Genomic DNA, 18015 nt, shown 5'->3' with positions numbered 1-18015 from the left:
GTTGCAGAGGGGGCCGAAAGAAATAATTCAACTCTTTTCATAACTTTTAAAATTTATTTTTATACGGATAATCAAATACTTACTCCGCTTTTGCTGTAAATCCATACACATTGCGGGCCTATAAGCCAGGCGAGATATGATCTATATCAATTTCTCTTCTATAATGCTTTGTTAGTATCTCGTCGCCGACTTAATAAAGAGAGAGTTAGTGTGAAAGCTGACAACCCTTTTGATCTTTTACTCCCAGCTGCTATGGCCAAAGTTGCCGAAGAAGCGGGTGTCTATAAAGCAACGAAACACCCGATGAAGACGTTCTATCTGGCGATCACGGCTGGTGTGTTCATCTCTATCGCGTTTGTCTTCTACATCACTGCCACCACCGGTACTGCCGCGATGCCTTTCGGCATGGCGAAACTGATTGGCGGTATTTGCTTCTCACTGGGACTGATTCTTTGCGTCATCTGCGGCGCCGACCTCTTCACTTCTACAGTGTTGATTGTCGTGGCAAAAGCCAGCGGAAGAATTACCTGGGGTCAACTGGCGCGCAACTGGCTTAATGTCTATGTTGGCAACCTGATTGGCTGTCTGCTCTTTGTTCTGTTGATGTGGCTCTCTGGCGAGTATATGACCGCCAACGGTGGCTGGGGACTCAACGTCCTGCAGACCGCAGACCACAAAATGCACCACACATTTATCGAAGCCGTTGCTCTCGGCATCCTCGCTAACCTGATGGTCTGCCTGGCTGTCTGGATGAGCTACTCGGGTCGTAGCCTGATGGATAAAGCCATGATTATGGTTCTGCCGGTTGCGATGTTTGTTGCCAGCGGCTTCGAGCACAGTATTGCGAACATGTTTATGATCCCAATGGGAATTGTAATCCGCAACTTTGCAAGCCCGGAGTTCTGGACTGCTGTTGGTTCAACCCCGGAAAGTTTCTCTCACCTGACTATTATGAATTTCATTACTGATAACCTGATCCCTGTCACTATCGGGAACATTATCGGTGGGGGTCTGTTAGTTGGGTTGACATACTGGGTCATTTACCTGCGTGGCGACGACCATCATTGATGGTTATCTCAGGCAGTAAATAAAAAATCCACTTAAGAAGGTAGGTGTTACATGTCCGAGCTTAATGAAAAGTTAGCCACAGCCTGGGAAGGTTTTGCGAAAGGTGACTGGCAGAATGAAGTAAACGTACGTGACTTCATTCAGAAAAACTATACCCCGTATGAAGGTGACGAATCCTTCCTGGCTGGTGCAACTGACGCGACCACCAAGCTGTGGGACAGCGTAATGGAAGGCGTAAAACTGGAAAACCGCACTCACGCGCCAGTTGATTTTGACACCTCCGTTGCTTCTACCATCACTTCTCACGATGCTGGCTACATTAACAAAGCCCTTGAGAAAATCGTTGGTCTGCAGACTGAAGCACCACTGAAACGTGCGATCATCCCGTTCGGTGGTATCAAAATGGTTGAAGGTTCCTGCAAAGCGTATAACCGCGAGCTGGACCCAATGCTGAAAAAAATCTTCACCGAATACCGCAAAACCCACAACCAGGGTGTATTCGATGTTTACACCAAAGACATTCTGAACTGCCGTAAATCTGGCGTTCTGACTGGTCTGCCAGATGCCTATGGCCGTGGCCGTATCATCGGTGACTACCGTCGCGTTGCGCTGTACGGTATCGACTTCCTGATGAAAGACAAATACGCGCAGTTTGTTTCCCTGCAGTCTGATCTGGAAAACGGTGTAAACCTGGAAGCGACTATCCGTCTGCGTGAAGAAATCGCTGAACAGCATCGCGCGCTGGGTCAGATCAAAGAAATGGCGGCTAAATATGGCTGCGATATCTCTGGTCCTGCAACCAACGCTCAGGAAGCTATCCAGTGGACCTACTTCGGCTACCTGGCCGCAGTTAAGTCTCAGAACGGTGCAGCAATGTCCTTCGGTCGTGTATCCACCTTCCTGGATGCTTACATCGAACGTGATATGAAAGCGGGCAAAATCACCGAGCAAGACGCTCAGGAAATGATTGACCACCTGGTCATGAAACTGCGTATGGTTCGCTTCCTGCGTACCCCTGAATACGATGAGCTGTTCTCTGGTGACCCAATCTGGGCAACGGAATCTATCGGTGGTATGGGTGTTGATGGCCGTACTCTGGTTACCAAAAACAGCTTCCGCTTCCTGAACACCCTGTACACCATGGGTCCTTCTCCGGAGCCGAACATCACCGTTCTGTGGTCTGAAAAACTGCCTCTGAACTTCAAGAAATTCGCCGCTAAAGTGTCCATCGACACCTCTTCTCTGCAGTACGAGAACGATGACCTGATGCGTCCGGACTTCAACAACGATGACTACGCTATCGCATGCTGCGTAAGCCCAATGGTTGTTGGTAAACAAATGCAGTTCTTCGGTGCGCGTGCAAACCTGGCGAAAACCATGCTGTACGCAATCAACGGCGGCGTTGATGAAAAACTGAAAATGCAGGTTGGTCCTAAGTCTGAACCAATCAAAGGCGACGTTCTGAACTTCGATGAAGTCATGGAGCGTATGGATCACTTCATGGACTGGCTGGCTAAACAGTACGTCACTGCCCTGAACGTTATCCACTACATGCACGACAAGTACAGCTACGAAGCCTCTCTGATGGCGCTGCACGACCGTGACGTTATCCGCACCATGGCGTGTGGTATCGCAGGTCTGTCCGTTGCGGCTGACTCCCTGTCTGCAATCAAATATGCGAAAGTTAAACCAATTCGTGACGAAGACGGTCTGGCTGTTGACTTCGAAATCGAAGGCGAATATCCGCAGTTTGGTAACAACGACTCTCGCGTTGATGACATGGCGGTTGACCTGGTTGAACGTTTCATGAAGAAAATTCAGAAACTGACCACTTACCGTAACGCTATCCCGACTCAGTCTGTTCTGACCATCACGTCTAACGTTGTGTATGGTAAGAAAACCGGTAACACTCCGGACGGTCGTCGCGCGGGTGCGCCATTCGGTCCTGGTGCTAACCCAATGCACGGTCGTGACCAGAAAGGTGCTGTTGCCTCTCTGACCTCCGTCGCTAAACTGCCGTTTGCTTACGCGAAAGATGGTATCTCTTACACCTTCTCTATCGTGCCAAATGCGCTGGGTAAAGACGACGAAGTACGTAAAACTAACCTCGCGGGTCTGATGGATGGTTACTTCCACCACGAAGCGTCCATTGAAGGTGGTCAGCACCTGAACGTGAACGTAATGAACCGTGAAATGCTGCTTGATGCGATGGAACACCCTGAGAAATATCCTCAGCTGACCATCCGTGTATCCGGCTACGCAGTACGTTTTAACTCCCTGACGAAAGAACAGCAGCAGGACGTTATCACCCGTACTTTCACTCAGTCCATGTAAGTGGAATTGACTGAAATCACGCGTTAAAAGGCGTACAATAAAGGCTCCACATACGTGGGGCCTTTTTAACACTCTCTCCATCACAGTCTCTTTTGTCCGCTATCTATACTCTATGGATAACAGCCAAAACAGACTTAAACACAGCCGGTTTTGAGCTGTGCATACACAGGCCCCGGACGGGCCGATGCTGGAGATATCACCGCAATGTCAATTATTGGTCGCATTCACTCCTTTGAATCCTGTGGCACTGTCGATGGCCCGGGTATCCGCTTTATCACCTTTTTCCAGGGCTGCCTGATGCGCTGCCTTTACTGCCATAACCGTGACACCTGGGATACGCACGGCGGCAAAGAAGTGACCGTCGAAGAACTGATGAAAGAGGTGGTGACCTATCGTCACTTTATGAACGCATCCGGCGGCGGCGTAACCGCTTCCGGCGGTGAAGCCATTCTGCAGGCCGAATTCGTGCGCGACTGGTTCCGCGCCTGTCGCAAAGAAGGCATTCATACCTGTCTCGATACAAACGGTTTTGTCCGCCGCTACGATCCGGTCATTGATGAACTGCTCGACGTCACCGACCTGGTGATGCTCGATCTCAAACAGATGAACGATGAGATCCACCAGAATCTGGTGGGTGTTTCCAACCACCGTACGCTGGAGTTCGCCAAATACATCTCCGGGAAAGGCATCAAAACCTGGATCCGCTATGTTGTTGTACCTGGCTGGTCAGATGATGACGATTCCGCGCATCGGCTGGGAGAATTTACCCGCGATATGGGCAACGTTGAGAAAATTGAGCTTCTGCCCTACCACGAACTGGGTAAACACAAGTGGGTCGCCATGGGCGAAGAATATAAACTCGATGGCGTTAAGCCGCCGAAGAAAGAGACGATGGAACGCGTGAAAGGTATTCTTGAACAGTACGGCCACAAGGTAATGTATTAAGAAAAGGCCCGGTGAGAACCGGGCCTTTTTTATATTATCTGAAGACGCCATTAATAATGGTGGTCACAACCGCAGTACTCAGCGCAATTAAGACCAGATCGTCACCGACGACACGCCATTCATAACCAGGATAGGAAGGAAGCTGGCCCAGCATAGAGGCCGGCACGGTTTTCTTCGCAATGCCCGGAGGGAGCGGTTTACCGCGTGCGAGGTTTTTCGCAATACCCGGAGGCAGTGACTCATAACCTGTTAAGCCGTAATTGAGTGCCAGGTGACGGGCATGATCGAAGCTCACACGGGCGTCGACATCGTCACTGACGCTTTTATTCGATTTACCTGGATTTTCCTGACCGTTATTTTGTTTATTACCGTGGGTACCGGAATTTCCGTTGCCATGACTACCGGAATTGCCGTGACTGCCGCCATTACCTTGTCCGCCACTGTTCCCGTGACCACTGCCATTCCCGTTACCCGGGTTAGCCATGACCGGAGCTGCAGCAAACGTTAAAGACAACACTACTGCCAGAGCGGTAGTGGTAAAACGACGAGTAGACATGATTGTTGCCTTTTAGTGATATAACTCACCTGAATTATCGCCTGGTGCAATAAACAAACAATACGTAAAAGTCTTATATGTGATGGGGACAAAAAAGCCAGTCATCGACTGGCTTTTTATTAATCAGGCATGCGCCACAGGCGTCGGGTGTTCTCCCACTTTGCGCAGCAGCATTAAGAGATAAATAAACGATACGCTGGCGATCATAATAAACAGCAAATTGTCGGAGTAATTCTGCATCAGCATCGCGGTAAAGGTCGGTCCCAGCAGGCTGCCGATGGTATAGCTCAGTAACAACGCCTGGTTCATTGCCACTAACTGGTGGTGTTCAACTTTCTCACAGGCCCAGGCCATCGCGACCGGATAGAGCGTAAAACCTGCGGCACCCAGAATAAACAGCGCAGGCGCCATCGCCGCATTGCTGAGCATGGCGAGACAGCCCATGATCACCACAAAAACCTGAACACGCAGCACCAGCAGGCGACCAAAGCGATCGGCCAGGCGTCCAATCGGCCACTGACCGACAATCCCCGCACTCACCATCACCGCCATCCAGAAACCGATCCCGGAATCGCTGACGCCCTGATGGTTCAGATAAAGCGGCATCAGGCCATACAGTGAACCAAGCACAATTCCGGAGATAATACAGCCGTTAACGCCAAGGCGCGCCTGACGCAGTCTCAGCATTGGCCAGACGTGGGTTGCTTCCAGGTGTTCGCTGTTCTGGTTCACAATGCGCGTAAAGAGCAGCGGCAGGATTGCTGCCAGCACCATTCCCGTCACCCACGGCAAAACGCTCATCAGGTCGGTTGGCAGTTTGCTCACCATCAGTTGACCAAGCACGGTACCGATGTAATAAACCATCATATAGGCTGCCAGCAGGCGTCCGCGGTTACGTGACGTGCCGCTGCACATCAGCGCGCTTTCAACCACCACCCAAATCATCGCGCAACCCACTCCGGCGATAAAGCGCCATACCATCCAGCTCCAGAAGCCGACCATCAGGCCCAGCCCGGCACATCCGACAGCGAAGAGCAGCGAGGCCAGATAATAGCTGCGGTTAAAACCAAAGCGTTTAATCAGGCTTCCTGTAACCAGCGTACCCAGCAGGTTGCCAGTAAAAAAGGACGAGCTGACCATACCCACCTGCCAGGTCGGTAAGTTTTCATGGGCGAGCCACAGCGGGACGAGTGTATTTAACACTGCGATCGCCAGGGTCAGCAGAAGCAGGCCACAGAGCAATAAAAGCACTGGCCGGGTATAGATGGTCATGGATTAAAAACCGTGAGGAAGTTCAGATTTCGTGCGCATCATGCCACTGGCAAAAACAAAGTCAATCCACTGATTTCACCGCCACGCACGATATGTTCCCTGTCGATTTAAAAAACTTATCCTGCTAATGCAACGCCTGCTATAGATATGAATTATGTATCTGTTTTTATTTATTAATGCCCGAAGTGAAAACAAAACGTCAGTCGAAAAATTTCATGATTAAAATAAAAAAAGCCGGGCGCTCCGTCCCGGCTTTATCTCACCCACGGCAACGCTAACTGGCGACGGCCATACCTACGGTCATATGCAAACCGTAGAACACACCGCGGCCGATCAGTTCACCTGCGAGGACCAGCACAAAAGCCAGTGACAGGAGCGGCAGCGCGGGTTGATACCCCTTAAGCTGAGGCACAATCCAGCACACCAGTGCCGCCACCAGCAGTACCACGCGCCAGGCCATCAGCGAGCCGTATGCCGGCACCAGGGCAGACGCCTGCTGAACAGAGCTGTGAATGGTTGCCAGCTCCGCGCCCTGCATCAGGGTGACGACTGCGCTCACCACCAGCGCCAGCAGTGAAACGACAGGCAGCAAACGCATCGCCCAACCGTCAACACCCGCGACGCGCAGCAGCATGAAGCCAAGAAGCGGCCCACCAATAAACAGCGTCAGGAAGAAGCTCATCGGCGTCCAGATGCTGTACCAGGTCGGCACGGTGTCGATGGTGTTATAGACCCGCACCATCATCCACACAAACACCACGCCCAGCACCATCGTGACAATCAGCCACACGCTGCGCAGCCCTGCCGGCAATTTCTTCAGTGCTGCCAGCAGCCAACCCAGCCCACCCACAGCAAAGAAGATCGCCCCGCTGGCGATTTCATTACTGAGTGACGACGCCCCCACCCGGTTCAGGGAGTTGAACGCGCGCATTGGTGAGCCGAGGTGCAGCGTAGAGGCAATAAAGCCAATTCCCATCAGCACCCACAGGCCAAACATACTCAACACTAAACGTTGTTGTTGCTCAGCAGTAAGATTCCCTTTCAGCAGCGCCAGCGCGAGGACAATAAAACCGCCCGCCACACACTGCCCAAAGACCGTGAAGATCATCAGCGGCCATTCATGCCATCCACTTCCCATCTCACACCTCCTTCGGGTTTGCCAGGTAGCCGGTGGTATCCCCTGTCGGGCGGCTGTTGGCGTTAGGTTTAATCACGATGCTCGGCTTCGTGAAGTGCGCGGACGGCAGCGGTGCGACGGCCGCCAGCTGACCATGTTTTTTACGCAACTCGTCGATAGGACCGAAATCCAGCGCGCGCAGCGGGCAGGACTCCACGCAGATTGGCTTTTTGCCGTCTGCCACGCGGGTGTGGCAGCCGTCGCACTTGGTCATATGCCCTTTGGCGGCGTTGTACTGCGGGGCACCGTACGGACAGGCCATGTGGCAGTAGCGACAGCCGATGCAGACATCTTCATCCACCACCACAAACCCGTCGTCACGCTTGTGCATCGCCCCGCTCGGGCAGACCTTGGTACAGGCCGGGTCTTCGCAGTGGTTGCAGGCAATCGACAGGTAGTAGGCAAACACGTTCTGGTGCCAGACACCGTTGTCTTCCTGCCAGTCACCGCCCGCGTATTCATAAATACGGCGGAAGCTGACGTCCGGGGTTAAATCTTTGTAATCCTTGCAGGCGAGCTCGCAGGTTTTGCACCCGGTGCAGCGGCTGGAATCAATAAAAAATCCATACTGGGTTGTCATCGGTTACTCCTTACACCTTTTCAACCTGAACAAGGTTCGTGTGGGACGGGTTGCCCTTCGCCAGTGGCGACGGACGCTGCGTGGTCAGTACGTTAATACTGCCTGCCTGGTCGATGCGATTCGCATCCGGGCTATACCAGGCCCCTTCCCCCAGCGCGACAACGCCAGGCATCATGCGCGGAGTCACCTTGGCTTCAATGTGTACCTCACCGCGACCGTTAAAGATGCGCACGCGGTCGCCATTGCTGATCCCACGGGCTTTGGCATCCATCGGGTTAATCCACATCTCCTGACGGCAGGCAGCTTTCAGTACGTCGACGTTGCCATAGGTAGAGTGAACACGCGCTTTGTAGTGGAAGCCGGTCAACTGCAGCGGGAATTTCGCGGTCAGCGGATCGTTGTAGTTTTCAAAGCCCGGCGTGTAGATCGGCAGCGGATCGATAACATCCCCTTCCGGCAACTCCCAGGTAGAGGCAATTTTTGCCAGCTCTTCTGAATAAATTTCAATTTTGCCCGATGGCGTGGTCAGCGGATTGGCCTGCGGATCGTCACGGAAAGCTTTGTACGCCACGTGGTGGCCTTCCGGATCACGCTGTTTGTACATCCCCTGCTCACGGAAGGTATCGAAATCCGGAAGGTCAGGGATCGCTTTGCGGGAGAGTTCATGCAGATGGCGCATCCACCCTTCCTGCGTGCGCCCCTCGGTAAATTGCTGCTCAACGCCAAGACGTTTCGCCAGCTCAGAGGTCATCTCATAGATGGTTTTGCACTCAAAGCGAGGTTTAATAGCCTGATCGGTAAAGATGACGTAGGACATGTTGCCGCAGGAGGCATCCAGCGCGAAATCCATCTGCTCAGAGGCCGTGCAGTCCGGGAGAATAATATCGGCATATTTTGCCGAAGATGTCATGTGGCAGTCGATCACCACAATCATCTCGCACTTCTTGTCATCCTGCAGGATTTCATGGGTGCGGTTAATTTCAGAGTGCTGGTTGATGAGACAGTTTCCGGCGTAGTTCCAGATCATCTTGATCGGGACATCCAGTTTGTCCTTACCCCGCACGCCGTCACGCAGCGCAGTCATTTCCGGGCCGCGTTCAATGGCATCAGTCCACATAAACATGGAGATACTGGTCTGAACCGGGTTTTCCAGCGTCGGCATACGTTCAAACGGCACTTCATAGGAGCCTTCACGCGCACCCGTGTTACCGCCATGAATGCCCACGTTACCCGTGAGAATGGCGAGCATCGAAATGGCACGGGTGGCAATTTCACCGTTCGCATGACGCTGTGGACCCCAGCCCTGACTAATATAGGCCGGTTTAGCCGAGCCAATCTCTCGTGCCAGTTGAACAATACGGTCTACCGGAATTCCCGTGATGGTGGACGCCCATTCAGGCGTTTTGGCAATACCGTCGCTGCCCTGACCGAGAATATAGGCCTTATAGTGGCCATTAGCCGGCGCGCTGGCTGGCAATGTTTTCTCGTCATAACCGACGCAGTATTTATCGAGGAACGGCTGATCGACCAGATTTTCAGTGATCATCACCCACGCCAGCGCGGAGACCAGCGCAGCATCGGTGCCAGGACGAATCGGGATCCACTCATCTTCACGCCCTGCTCCGGTGTCGGTATAGCGCGGGTCGATAATAATCATGCGGGCATTCGATTTGGCGCGCGCCTGTTCGAGGTAGTACGTTACCCCGCCACCGCTCATGCGCGTTTCACCCGGGTTGTTGCCGAACAGCACCACCAGCTTACTGTTTTCGATATCAGACGGGCTGTTACCGTCTGCCCAGCCACCGTAGGTGTAGTTCAGACCGGCGGCAATCTGCGCCGAAGAGTAGTCGCCATAATGGTTCAGATAACCGCCGCAGCAGTTCATCAGACGGGCCACCAGCGTTTTCCCCGGTGGCCAGGAGCGGGTCAGCGTGCCGCCGAGCGTCCCGGTGCCATAGTTCAGATAGATGGATTCGTTGCCGTAGTCTTTGATCAGACGCTGCATGTTCGTCGCGATAATGTCGTAGGCTTCATCCCAGCTAATGCGCTCGAACTTCCCTTCTCCACGCTTGCCAACGCGTTTCATCGGGTACTTCAGGCGGTCCGGGTTATAAACGCGACGACGCATTGAACGGCCGCGCAGGCAGGCGCGGACCTGATGTAACCCCTCGTAGTTATCGTCTCCGGTATTATCGGTTTCGACATATTTAATCTCACCATCCACCACATGCATACGCAGTGGACAACGGCTACCGCAGTTTACGGTACAGGCACTCCACACCACTTTTTCCGGGGTGGTCGGGGACAGTGCATCCGCCGCCGACACCAGACGAGAAAAAGGGAGCGTAAAGGCGCTGCTGGCAACGGCCAGACCACCAATTGCCGTGGTTTTCATCAACCCACGGCGAGTGACCTCGGCAGCCATTAACGCTTCAGGCGCTTTGATTTTCATAGAGACTCACTTTGGTTGCTCACAAAGAAAAGAGAGGCGGCATAAGCCGCTATATAGTTTTATATATAACGAATAACTTCGTTATTGGTTTTTTATGCTGACTTTCATTCGGAGGAGTATTACTACTTTGGAGGGAGGGGTTATTGCGTCGTATCAATTCTAAGGTATAAAAAAAGCGCCCTGAGGCGCTTTTTTGTTTCACGTCAAATCATTAACCGATGTACTGCTGGCCTTTCATGTACGGACGCAGCACTTCAGGGATCTCAATACGACCGTCCGCCTGCTGATAGTTTTCCAGCACGGCAACCAGTGTACGACCGACAGCCAGACCAGAACCGTTCAGGGTATGCACCAGACGGGTTTTCTTGTCAGACTTGCTGCGGCAACGTGCCTGCATACGACGCGCCTGGAAATCCCAGACGTTAGAGCAGGAGGAGATTTCACGGTAGGTATTCTGCGCAGGAACCCAGACTTCCAGGTCGAAGGTTTTGCAGGCACCAAAGCCCATATCACCGGTGCACAGCGCCATACGACGGTACGGCAGACCCAGCAGCTCCAGCACTTTCTCAGCGTGGCCGGTCATCTCTTCCAGCGCGTCCATCGACTCTTCCGGGCGGACAATCTGCACCATCTCTACTTTGTCGAACTGGTGCATACGGATCAGACCACGGGTGTCGCGACCGTAAGAACCCGCTTCAGAACGGAAGCACGGAGAGTGTGCTGTCAGTTTGATTGGCAGGTCGTCTTCGTCGATGATCTCATCACGCACGAGGTTAGTCAGCGGCACTTCCGCAGTTGGGATCAGCGCGTAGTTGCTGCTGTCAGCTTCCTCGTCCAGCGGACGGGTGTGGAACAGATCGCCGGCAAATTTTGGCAGCTGGCCAGTACCGTACAGCGTATCGTGGTTAACCAGATACGGGACGTAGGTTTCGCTGTAGCCGTGCTGCTCGGTGTGCAGATCCAGCATAAACTGCGCCAGAGCGCGATGCAGATGAGCAATCTGGCCTTTCATCACAACGAAGCGAGAACCGGTCAGCTTAACTGCGGCCGCAAAGTCCAGGCCGGCATGCATTTCGCCCAGGGTCACATGATCGCGAACCTCGAAGTCGAACTCGCGAGGCGTGCCCCAGCGTTTCACTTCAACGTTGTCGTTTTCATCTTTACCGACAGGTACGCTATCGTCAGGAATGTTCGGGATCGCCAGCGCGATATCACGGATCTCGGCCTGAAGCACGTCCAGCTCCGCTTTCGCCTGATCCAGCTCTTCACCCAGTTTGTTCACTTCCAGGCGTAATGGCTCAATGTCTTCCCCGCGCGCTTTCGCCTGGCCGATGGATTTCGATCGAGAATTACGCTCTGCCTGCAGATTTTCAGTTTGTACCTGCAGAACTTTACGACGCTCTTCAAGAGCGCGCAGCTTATCTACATCCAGCTTAAAGCCCCGGCGTGCCAGTTTTTCAGCGACTGCGTCTGGCTCATTACGCAGCAGATTGGGATCGAGCATGCTTATCCTGTGCTTATCGAATTAAAATAGGAAAATGTGACCACAGCCTGCGGCCACAGGGATACATTGCCAACATTACCGCAACGATCGCACTAACGGTAGCGTTTTATAGGGCTATTTTGATCCTGTCCGGCGAGCCAGGCGAGCTTTTCGCCAATCTTGCCTTCAAGACCTCTGTTTGTGGGGTGATAATAGCGGGTTTGTGCCATCTCCTGCGGGAAATATTCCTCCCCGGCGGCGTAGGCATTGGGTTCGTCGTGGGCGTAGCGGTACTCCTGCCCGTATCCCATCTCTTTCATCAGTTTGGTCGGCGCATTGCGCAGATGAACCGGCACGTCATAATCCGGGCGTTCACGAGCGTCGGACATGGCCGCTTTAAAGGCGGTATAGACAGCGTTACTTTTCGGTGCGCAGGCCAGATAAACAATCGCCTGAGCGATAGCACGCTCGCCTTCAGCAGGCCCGACGCGGGTAAAGCAGTCCCAGGCCGAAATAGCCACCTGCATGGCGCGCGGGTCGGCATTCCCGACATCTTCAGAGGCAATCGCCAGGCAGCGACGGGCCACATACAGCGGATCGCCACCGGCGGTGATAATGCGGGCATACCAGTAAAGCGCCGCATCGGGCGCGCTGCCGCGCACCGACTTATGCAGTGCCGAAATCAGATCGTAAAACCGATCGCCTTTATTGTCGAAACGCGCGCTGCGCTCCCCGGCGATTTCGGTGAGCAACGCCGGTTTCAGTACCCGTTTGCCGGACGCATCCACTTCGGCCATATCGGCCATCATTTCCAGCGTATTGAGTGCCCGGCGGGCGTCGCCGTTAACCAGTTCAGCGATCGCCCGGCGCGTGTCGTCAGGCAGAACGATATCCTGCCCGCCGTAGCCGCGCGCGTTATCGTTCATCGCCTGCGTGAGAACCTGTTCAATATCCTCCACGGTCAGGGATTTGAGCAGGTAAACACGTGCGCGGGAAAGCAGCGCGGAATTGAGTTCAAACGACGGGTTTTCGGTGGTGGCACCGATGAAGAAAATGGTGCCGTCTTCAATGTGCGGCAGGAAAGCATCCTGCTGGCTTTTATTGAAACGATGAACTTCGTCGACAAAGAGAATGGTACGTCGCCCTGCATTGCGATTTTGCCGCGCACGTTCAATTGCCTCGCGGATCTCCTTCACGCCGGACGTGACCGCCGAGATGCGCTCGACATCCGCGTTAGCATAGCGGGCGATAACCTCCGCGAGCGTGGTTTTGCCTGTACCGGGTGGGCCCCAGAGGATCATGGAGTGCAGATGCCCGGCCTCAATGGCACGCGGCAAGGGTTTCCCCGCAGCCAGCAGGTGTTGCTGGCCGATGTACTGCGCTAAATTTTCTGGCCGCATACGAGCGGCCAGAGGTTGAAACGCATTCTCAGAAAAATCGAGCGACAGATTGCTCACTCATGCCTCTTACTTGTTGCGCTGATCGTCCACCGTTACGCCCTGCGGCGGGGTAAAGGTGAATTTAGACGCGTCAACCGCGCCGTTTTGCTGGGTCTTGAGCTGGTAGCTGCTACGCTGGTCGTCCTGCTCAACCGCACCAAACTGATTAATGGTTCCGTTGGTGCTCACGTTGATGGTGAACTGTTTCAGGTTGCCATTGCTGCCTTTCGGCGTCAGAACAAACTCATCACCATTCTGTTTGATATTGTACTGCTGCCAGTCGCTGGACTGGTTACGCGCAATCAGCATGAAAGGCGTATTGCTGGTCGCGTCTTTCAGCCAGGTCGCGGTAGCCTGCTCGACAAACGGGTTGTAGAACCACAGGGTCTTACCATCAGAAACCAGGATGCTCTCATCCGGCTGAGTCATATGCCAGTTAAACAGATTCGGGCGTTTTACCCACAAATCCCCCTGACCTTCCTGCACCGCATTGCCACTGCCGTCAGTCACTTTTTGCGTGAAGCTGGCGTGGAAACTGCTCACTTTATCCAGTCGGCTTTTAAGGTCGCTGGCTGCATCAGCCCAGACGCTGCTGGCGACAAAACTGGTGAGTAATGCACAGGCGATTGCGATTTTTTTCATTGTTATTCCTTAAAATACGTCATCCCGATATGGGGTTCTGCCCTCTATTGTGTACCTGCCCGAAGGCAGGCGACAGAAGAAAATGCTTAATTTTGGCTGATTTACCCTTCTTTGCAATCACTGAAGGTTAATCAAACGGCGGCGGTGCCAGCACCTCACGGTTACCGTTGTGCCCCTGCTCGCTCACAATGCCCTGCGCTTCCATCTGCTCGATGATGCGCGCTGCGCGGTTGTAGCCGATGCGGAACTGACGCTGCACACCCGAGATAGAAGCTTTACGTTTTTCGGTGACGAAGTTAACCGCCTGGTCGAATAACGGATCCAGCTCCTCGCCGCCGTCCAGGCCACCACCGCCGCCTTCGCTTTCACTGTCGGAGGTAATGCCATCAACATATTGCGGACGACCGCGCGCTTTCCAGTCCTGCACCACGGCGTGAACTTCCTGGTCGCGAACAAATGCGCCGTGAACACGCACCGGAGAAGTAGAGTTCGGGCCAGAGTAAAGCATGTCCCCCATACCCAGCAGCGACTCCGCGCCACCCTGGTCGAGAATAGTACGCGAGTCAATTTTGCTCGATACGGTAAACGCGATACGGGTTGGAATGTTCGCTTTGATCAGACCCGTAATGACGTCCACAGACGGACGCTGCGTCGCCAGAACCAGGTGGATGCCGGCCGCACGTGCTTTCTGCGCCAGACGTGCAATCAGCTCTTCCACTTTTTTACCGACGGTCATCATCAGGTCAGCGAATTCATCCACCAGCACGACGATGTAAGGCAGTTTTTCCAGCACCGGATGTTGGGCATCCATGCTGTCGCCCGGTTTCCAGTAAGGGTCCGGAATCGGACGGCCCATCCGTGCCGCTTCGGCGATTTTCTCGTTATAACCGGCAAGGTTACGCACGCCCAGCGCAGACATCAGCTTGTAGCGACGCTCCATCTCATTCACGCTCCAGCGCAGGGCATTGGCCGCGTCTTTCATGTCGGTAACCACTTCTGTCAGCAGATGCGGGATACCTTCATAGACCGACAGTTCCAGCATTTTCGGGTCGATCATGATGAAACGGACATCTTCCGGCTGCGCTTTATAGAGCATGCTGAGGATCATGGCGTTCACACCGACGGATTTACCGGAGCCGGTGGTACCTGCCACCAGCAGGTGAGGCATTTTTGCCAGATCGGCCACCACCGGCTCGCCCGCAATATCTTTACCCAGAACCACGCTCAGCGGTGACGGGTTATCGCGGAACTTCGCGTTATCCAGGACTTCGCGCAGGTAAACGGTCTGACGTTTCTTATTCGGCAGTTCAAGACCGACATAAGGTTTACCCGGAATAACCTCTACAACACGCACCGCCACGGTCGACAGAGACCGCGCCAGGTCACGGGAAAGGTTAGAAATACGCGCGGCTTTTACGCCTGGTGCCAGATTAAGTTCGAAGCGAGTGATCACCGGCCCTGGGGAGTAGTTGACCACATCAGCCTTGATACGGAAGTCCGCCAGACGCGCTTCCACCAGACGAGCCATCTGCTCAAGAGCAAAGGTATCGACCGGCTCGACTTCAGCCGGCGGTGGGGTTAACAGATCCAGCGACGGCAGAGGCGTGCTTGGACGCTGCAACGGACGGCTGTCGCCGTTACGCATCAGCAGCGGGTGAATGAGACTCTCCTGCGGCTGTGCCTGAGGCTGCTGGAACTGCGGCGGCTGTGGTGGCTGCTGCGGTTGCGCGTAAGCCTGCGGCGCCAGTTGCTGCGGCTGTGCATACGCCTGCGGTGCCGGTTGTTGCGGTTGTGCAAACGCCTGCGGCGCCGGTTGCTGCGGCTGTGCATACGCTTGCGGTGCCGGTTGCTGCGGTTGTGCATACGCCTGCGGTGCCGGTTGTTGCGGCTGTGCATACGCCTGCGGCGCTGGCGCAGTCTGCGGACGCGTCGGTTCAGCGTCCGGCATCACGCTCGGCGTGAACAGCGGCTCGCTCGGGCCATCATCAACCAGATCTTTTATTGGGGAGAATTCAAAATCCGACAGCGAGAACGGATTCGCTCCAGCAGGCTGCTCACCGGCATAACGCTGCTGCTGCGTGGCCGCGAACTGGCGCGCTAATTCCGCCTCAGCCGCGTCATCTTCGTCTTGCGGATGATGCACTTCATGCTGGTATTCTTCGCCATAGCGCTGATGCTGCTGCGCGGCGAACTGGCGCGCCAGTTCATCCTGATGCATTTCATCAACGTCATCTTCATACTCATTCTCGCGCGCTTTCTCCTCAGCCATACGCTGAGAAGGGAGCTTGATACCGTAGGAGGCCAGCTCACGCCGCGTTGGCACGCGAACACGGTTTGGGCGAGGTAACTGCGGGCCAATGCCCTCTTTCACCTGTGGACGTGGCGCACCGCCTGTGGCGAGGCTAAAGACCGGGGCAGCGGCTGCCGCTGTAGCCTGCTTCACGCTTTCAGCAACAGGTGCAACGGCAGGCGTTGGATCAACCGGAGGAACCGAAACAGAAGGGGCTTTAGTTACAGGCTCCTGCACCGGTTCAGGCACAGGCTGATACCAGGCCGCCAGCTGTTCACGCTCGCGGGCACGACGCTCTTCGACCTCTTCAAAATAGTACAATGGCGGACGAGACGGTTTCGCCTCTTCCACCACGTCAGGCTCTGGCTGAGGCGCTACGTATGGCTGTTCAGGTTCAACCGGCTGCGGCACGTACTCCTGATGAGGCTGTGCGGCAGGCTGCGCGTACTGCGGATATCCCTGAGGCTCATATGCCGGCTCCGGCTGATAAGGCTGCTGCCAGGCTTCCTGCTGGACAGGAATATAGCTCTCTGGCTCTGGCGCAATAACCGGCTCAGGCGTATGAACGCCAGGGGCGGTTTGCCATTCCACCTGAGGTTGCTGAATGGCGGATTCGGGCGGTGGAACCGGTGCTGAAGGCATCACCGCATCGGCTGGAGCGGCATACGCCTGTGAAGCCGTAGTGGCGGCGGCCGCTGCAGCGACCGGCTCGGTCACGGAGTGACCATTTAACAGCGGGTCGTATTCATCAAACGCTCCCGGCGTGGCACGGTTGCCGGAGAAGAGCACATCGTTTGGATCGACAGCCGCACCGGCGGCACGATATTCAACCTGATCGTCTTCATCCATGCGTTTGCCGGAGAAGAGCGCCGCATCGGTTTTACGGCCTAGCGGGTTGGCAAATTTCTCGGCAACACGCTGACGACGCGCCAGCGCGCCGCGCATAATGCGGGCACGACGAGATTCGCGACGCTGAACGGGAGCATCGTCTTCCTCTTCGTACTCATATTCATCTTCGTCAACCCACGTATCGTCGCGACGGGTACGGTTGCTGGCGAAGGTCAGGAGGGTGAGGATAAAGCTGCCGATCTTCTCAGCGATGCTCACCCACGACCAGCCGGTGAACAGCGTCAGTCCTGCCGCCCAGATGCAGAGCAACGCAAGCGTGCCACCGCTGCTGTGAAGCATGGGCTGTAGCGCAGAGCTCAACAGGCTGCCGATCACCCCGCCAGAGGCGAAATACCAGATATCATCGGCGTTGATAGCCGCCAGCCCACACGAGGTGAGGATCAGCGCCAGTGCGCCAATCAGGCGCAGCGACACCGCGAAATAGTCGATATAGTCATCGTTTTGACGATGGCGCCAGGCAAACCAGCATCCGCCAATGATAATGACGGGAAGGGTGTAGGCCATCACCCCGAAAATGAAGAAGAGCGTATCTGCAAGCCAGGCGCCGGGAACACCGCCTAAGTTATGGATAGGCTCATGCCAGGCGGTTTGTGACCAGCTGGGATCTGAGGGGTTGAAACTGAGTAGGGCTGCCATCAGCCAGACGGCAAAAAGGGCAATAACAATCAGCAAAGCCTCGAGGAGACGACGTCCGCTGCTTAGCTTCGATAATGTGACTTCTTTGTCTTCAGTGTATTCCTGGCTCAAGAAAGGCTCTCCAGGTATCAGGCATATCCTGCCTGTTTGCTAAAACGGACAACAGCGCCGGGTATCCCCGGCACTGTTGCTGTATGGATTAACAGGAGTGTAATCAAACTACACTGATTTT

General features: G+C 54.6%; 12 protein-coding genes. 3 read left to right on the top strand and 9 right to left on the bottom strand.

Annotation, left to right across the window (positions count from 1 at the left end; translation table 11 throughout):
• The first annotated feature begins 210 nt into the window (after nt 1–210).
• From focA to pflA, 3 genes are all read left to right on the top strand, one after another.
• Nucleotides 211–1068, top strand: coding sequence for a formate transporter FocA (gene focA / locus AC2FAP_RS02345; protein ID WP_025204555.1), 858 nt, complete (start codon nt 211–213; stop codon nt 1066–1068).
• A 51-nt stretch (nt 1069–1119) separates the two neighbouring features.
• Nucleotides 1120–3402 (top strand): formate C-acetyltransferase, encoded by a 2283-nt coding sequence (gene pflB, locus AC2FAP_RS02340; RefSeq protein ID WP_014169380.1) that lies wholly within the window; start codon nt 1120–1122, stop codon nt 3400–3402.
• A gap of 204 nt (nt 3403–3606) precedes the next feature.
• The gene (pflA, locus tag AC2FAP_RS02335; protein WP_020884823.1) at nt 3607–4347 is read left to right on the top strand and encodes a pyruvate formate lyase 1-activating protein; all 741 of its coding nucleotides are present in this window, start codon (nt 3607–3609) and stop codon (nt 4345–4347) included.
• Between the two features lie 34 nt (nt 4348–4381).
• Here pflA and AC2FAP_RS02330 read toward each other — a convergent pair whose 3' ends face one another.
• The 9 genes from AC2FAP_RS02330 to ftsK form a co-directional block, all read right to left on the bottom strand.
• Nucleotides 4382–4903, bottom strand: coding sequence for an anti-virulence regulator CigR family protein (locus tag AC2FAP_RS02330; RefSeq protein WP_020884824.1), 522 nt, complete (start codon nt 4901–4903; stop codon nt 4382–4384).
• Between the two features lie 123 nt (nt 4904–5026).
• A complete protein-coding gene (locus AC2FAP_RS02325) occupies nt 5027–6175 on the bottom strand; it encodes an MFS transporter (RefSeq protein ID WP_449541346.1) in 1149 nt (382 codons plus the stop codon).
• Between the two features lie 274 nt (nt 6176–6449).
• Nucleotides 6450–7313 carry a dimethyl sulfoxide reductase anchor subunit family protein gene (locus AC2FAP_RS02320; RefSeq protein ID WP_014169375.1) on the bottom strand — a complete coding sequence of 288 codons (864 nt, stop codon included), beginning with the start codon at nt 7311–7313 and terminating at the stop codon, nt 6450–6452.
• A gap of 1 nt (nt 7314) precedes the next feature.
• Complete coding sequence (locus AC2FAP_RS02315; protein WP_014169373.1) at nt 7315–7932, bottom strand: DMSO/selenate family reductase complex B subunit; 618 nt, start codon at nt 7930–7932, stop codon at nt 7315–7317.
• Between the two features lie 10 nt (nt 7933–7942).
• Nucleotides 7943–10384, bottom strand: a complete 2442-nt coding sequence (gene dmsA / locus AC2FAP_RS02310; protein WP_040017048.1) for a dimethylsulfoxide reductase subunit A — start codon at nt 10382–10384, stop codon at nt 7943–7945.
• A 211-nt stretch (nt 10385–10595) separates the two neighbouring features.
• Nucleotides 10596–11888 carry a serine--tRNA ligase gene (serS, locus tag AC2FAP_RS02305; RefSeq protein WP_008499983.1) on the bottom strand — a complete coding sequence of 431 codons (1293 nt, stop codon included), beginning with the start codon at nt 11886–11888 and terminating at the stop codon, nt 10596–10598.
• A gap of 92 nt (nt 11889–11980) precedes the next feature.
• Entirely contained in the window at nt 11981–13324 is a 1344-nt protein-coding gene (gene rarA / locus AC2FAP_RS02300; protein WP_014169370.1) for a replication-associated recombination protein RarA, read from the bottom strand.
• Nucleotides 13325–13333: 9 nt separating this feature from the next.
• Entirely contained in the window at nt 13334–13948 is a 615-nt protein-coding gene (gene lolA / locus AC2FAP_RS02295) for an outer membrane lipoprotein periplasmic chaperone LolA (protein WP_014169368.1), read from the bottom strand.
• A gap of 127 nt (nt 13949–14075) precedes the next feature.
• Nucleotides 14076–17894, bottom strand: coding sequence for a DNA translocase FtsK (gene ftsK, locus AC2FAP_RS02290; RefSeq protein ID WP_485452832.1), 3819 nt, complete (start codon nt 17892–17894; stop codon nt 14076–14078).
• Nucleotides 17895–18015: the final 121 nt, after the last annotated feature.

The sequence above is a fragment of the Enterobacter cloacae complex sp. 394I7 genome (assembly GCF_057320345.1).
The sequence above is the reverse complement of the archived record's forward strand: the minus strand, read 5'-3'. Positions and strand labels throughout refer to the sequence as shown.